The organism is Thermogemmatispora sp., from assembly GCF_019683755.1.
Lineage (GTDB): Bacteria > Chloroflexota > Ktedonobacteria > Ktedonobacterales > Ktedonobacteraceae > Thermogemmatispora.
In genome coordinates, this window is record NZ_JADGHT010000411.1 from 1 (window position 1) to 3606 (window position 3606).

A 3606-nucleotide genomic window follows, 5' to 3' on the forward strand; every position below is an offset into this window, starting at 1 on the left:
GTGTGGGGGTGGGCGTGATTCATCCCGACAGTGACGATGATGCCCGTGCCTATTTGGACTATCTGCTGCATGAGGAGCCGCGCCTGCGCCACAAATTTCGCGGCGCCAGTCCGCTGGAGTATCACACAGGCCTCTTCCCAGCCGAAGGACCAGCAGAGCGTTTCTCCAGCGCTGGCCTCTTGTTGGCGGGCGACGCTGGTGGTCAGGGGTCGACGCTGGTAGGTGAGGGCATTCGCTTCGCTATCTATGCCGGACGCCTGGCCGGTCAGGTTGCGGCTGAGGCCGTCAGGCAAGGCGATGTCTCTGCGACCTTCCTGGAGCGCTTCGATCGGCGCTGGCGGGCACGCTTTGGGCGCGAGATGGAGCTAGCGTATCTAATCAACCGCCACATCGCTGCCTACCGTGATGAACAATGGGATGAGGCTTTGATCTTGCTCCGGCGCCTGACACCGGCCCAATGGGCCCAGGCCATGCGCGGCGAATTCACCCCTGGCTTGCTTATGGGGATCATGACGCGCAGTCCGCGTCTCGTCGCCAGCGGTGGTCGGCGCCTGATCGAGCGCCTTCTAGAGCGCCTGAGCCAGGGTGCCGGTGCAAAGCCAACTGATGGCCGCTAGCTCCGGGAGGCCGTGGCCGGGCTACTAGCGGGCGAAGTCTGGGCCTTGACCAGAGGGAGGCGCGGGCCGGCAGTGCTGACAGGGGCGATAGCCCAGACGCGTTGCCTCCGCTGGAGAGGACAGAGGACGGCGATGCTCGGGGGCAATGCGTCGCGCATAAGGACAAGTTGGGAAGCAGTAAACATGGGTTGTCGTACTGCCGAGGTAGCGCACCCCCCTGCTGGCGAGCTGCTCTAGTAGGGCCAGGTCGACCCCTTCGGCCTGGAGTAAAGCTCGCTTATTGAACGAACCGCCCAGGCTGTAGTTGCCGAGTCGGTAATCACTGCGCACCACACGATGGCAGGGAATCAGCAGCGGGATGGGGTTGCGTGCCAAAGCGTTGCCTACGGCGCGCACAGCCCGCGGCTGTCCGATCTCGCGCGCCACCCAGGCATAGGGGCGCACCTCGCCACGGGGGATCATCAGGGCCTTGTACAGAACGGCCTGTTCAAAAGGGCTACAACTGCGCAGATCGAAAGGCAGATTTGGCGCCTGGCCGGTCTGGAGAGCTGCTTCGATCTGTCTGGTCCAGGCGGGCGCCTCGTCATGCTCAAGCGGAAAGATGGCCCGACCAAAGGTAGCGCGAAAGCGCGCCTCAAAGCTGCTGGCATCCTCGGCACGCTCTAGCGCCGAGATCCCACACGTATTCAGTGCCACAAAGACTGGCCCGATCGGCGATGAGAAGCGCAAGTAGCCGTCAGCCAGTCCGACACGAAACAAAACATAAGAGCGGAGCTTGGGTGGAGGGAGAGCCTCCCGCTGGGGGGTGCGCAGCTCGCGGACCAGCCTTCGCGCTTGGGATAGGCTGCAAGACTGTCGCTCAATCATAGAGCACCTCACGGGCATGATGGTCAACAAGCACCTGGCGCAACTGCGCCAGGCCGCGGTGTACTCTGGCTTTCACAGTGCCCACCGGCTGGTTAAGGAGGCGTGCCAGCTCCGGGTAGCTTAGTCCCTCGATATGGCGCAAGATGACCACTTCGCGATAGATCAGCGGCAAGGTCAGCAGCGCTCGCTCTAGCAAAAGCAGGCGCTCGCGTGCCTCGGCGCGTGCCTCGGGCCCTTCTTCGACTGGTGCACTGGCCGGCTCCTCTGCTGAATCAGAGCCAGCCTCTTCCAAAGAGATACAGAAAGGCAAGCGCTGGCGCTTGCGTAGCCGATTGCGCGCAACATTGAGCACGATCTGATAGAGCCAGGAACGCAGCGCCAGATTGCGCACCTGCTCCGTGGAATAGGTCGTCAGCGCCTGATAGGCGCGTACGAAAGCATCCTGAGTAATCTCCTGAGCCTCCTCATAGCTGCCGCTCAGGCGTAGAGCAAAGGTAAAGAGCCGCTGCTCATAATAGAGCACCACTTGTTCAAAAAAGCGGTCAGGATCGGTCAGCAGGTCTTGCAGTAACGTCTGCTCATCAACATGGCTCATGGGCATCGCCTGCTCCAGCTCTCAGCCCACCTTAGCCTCCTGTCGCGGCAGGCATGATCATGTGGGTAGGTGATCGCAGTGGGGATGAATGCCGACAATATCTCTGATATCACTGCTCGTGCTGGCCTCCTCTCCTGCCTTCTACTGTTGGGACCCTCTCCTCTGCTTCCTCTGCTCCTTATAACACGCAGGCAGCAGAAATGGTTGCAGAATGGCACGCTAGACAAGAGGCCCAGGGGGCAAGGAATAGATGAGCCGGGGGACTTGTTTTTATAAAATGTAACCCGGGATTCCGCACTCCATTATCAACGCATTCCCAAGGAGCTATCTCAGTGGAAAGACACGCTACCACTTCGACTATTACCCAACAGCAAATCAAGGTATATGCGACAAGTTGGTGTGGCGATTGTCGCAGAGCAAGACGCTGGCTAGATGAACACCACATCGCCTATGACTATATCGATATAGAAAAAGATGAGCAAGCGGCTGCCTATGTCATGCAGGTCAATGGTGGCCTGCGCAGCGTGCCAACCATTGTCTTCCCCGACGGTACCATTCTGGTAGAACCCTCGAATCGCGAGCTAGCGCAGAAATTCGGCCTCAGCTAAGGTCAGCTCAGAGCTGCCAGCCAGGCCGGGCAACACTGTGGACCAGGACAGACCTGCCAGCGCCGTGCGATGAGGTTGACTGCTCGTATTTCCCCATTCATCGGTCAACCACGGGGAGGAACAACGGCAGGAGCTGGCGGTCTGCCTGGTCTTTATTGTGCTCCACTCCCTTCTTTGCTCCCCGCTCTAGGCTGGGGGACCAGTTGGTGGCCTGTCCTCTCACCTCATCAGATATGATAAGATCTAAGCGAGCGCGCCGCGTGACTTCTCTAGGGTATGGTCCTCGGGTCGAGAGAGGTGCCAGGCAGCCGCCTGGCCAGCCAGATCCTCGATGAGACGGTCCCTGGCGCTCCTCGGCGCCCAGGCTAGCAGCAGCCTCCAAGCGAGGGAGCGGCCAGATACAAGAGGCAGCAAGCGGCAAGACGATCGAAGTCGAGAGGAGCGGAAGAACTGGCTTATGGAAGAAAGAGAGCAGAAGCGAGCAACCCTTGATCCTGCCCAACAGGAACAGGCCATTGGTGACATGGACCCAGACAGTTTTCGCCTCTACGCTCACCAGGTGGTTGACTGGATCGCTGATTACCTGGAGCATGTCGGCGACTATCCCGTCCTGGCACGCACGCAGCCGGGCGACATCCGGCGAGCCTTACCGGCTCAGCCGCCGCAGCAACCAGAATCGATGCAGGCCATCCTGGCCGACTTTGAGCGGATTCTTCTGCCCGGCATCACTCACTGGAATGCGCCGGGGTTCATGGGCTTCTTCGGCATTACTGGCTCTGGCCCTGGCATCCTTGGCGAATTCCTCACTGCCGCCCTCAACGTTAACGCTATGCTCTGGCGCACCTCGCCGGCGGCTACTGAACTAGAGCAGGTCGCGCTTGACTGGCTGCGCCAGATGCTGGGCCTGCCAGGACCGCTC

The 3606-nt window shown here is 60.4% G+C and carries 4 protein-coding genes and 1 pseudogene; 3 read left to right on the forward strand and 2 right to left on the reverse strand.

What is annotated here, in order from left to right; genetic code table 11:
- A pseudogene (locus tag IRZ24_RS18050) lies at window positions 1–617 on the forward strand (hypothetical protein); the annotation flags it as partial.
- A 24-nt stretch (window positions 618–641) separates the two neighbouring features.
- Here the strand turns inward: IRZ24_RS18050 and IRZ24_RS18055 are convergent.
- On the reverse strand, window positions 642–1484 hold the full coding sequence (locus IRZ24_RS18055) for a methylated-DNA--[protein]-cysteine S-methyltransferase (RefSeq protein WP_297167368.1): 843 nt from the start codon (window positions 1482–1484) through the stop codon (window positions 642–644).
- Window positions 1477–2079, reverse strand: a complete 603-nt coding sequence (locus tag IRZ24_RS18060; RefSeq protein ID WP_297167370.1) for an RNA polymerase sigma factor — start codon at window positions 2077–2079, stop codon at window positions 1477–1479. Before IRZ24_RS18060 ends, IRZ24_RS18055 begins: the two co-directional genes overlap by 8 nt.
- A 332-nt stretch (window positions 2080–2411) precedes the next feature.
- Here IRZ24_RS18060 and IRZ24_RS18065 point away from each other — a divergent pair, with 332 nt between their 5' ends.
- Together IRZ24_RS18065 and IRZ24_RS18070 are read left to right on the forward strand one after the other, a co-directional pair.
- The gene (locus tag IRZ24_RS18065) at window positions 2412–2687 is read left to right on the forward strand and encodes a mycoredoxin (protein ID WP_297167372.1); all 276 of its coding nucleotides are present in this window, start codon (window positions 2412–2414) and stop codon (window positions 2685–2687) included.
- Between the two features lie 457 nt (window positions 2688–3144).
- Window positions 3145–3606 (forward strand): pyridoxal-dependent decarboxylase (locus IRZ24_RS18070; protein ID WP_297167375.1); only part of this gene is annotated, 462 nt, incomplete at its 3' end.

What these genes read in the sequence shown, in the direction of transcription:
- IRZ24_RS18055 (WP_297167368.1), bottom strand. Translation starts at nt 1,484, where the DNA reads ATGATTGAGCGACAGTCTTGCAGCCTATCCCAAGCGCGAAGGCTGGTC.
- IRZ24_RS18060 (WP_297167370.1), bottom strand. Translation starts at nt 2,079, where the DNA reads ATGAGCCATGTTGATGAGCAGACGTTACTGCAAGACCTGCTGACCGAT.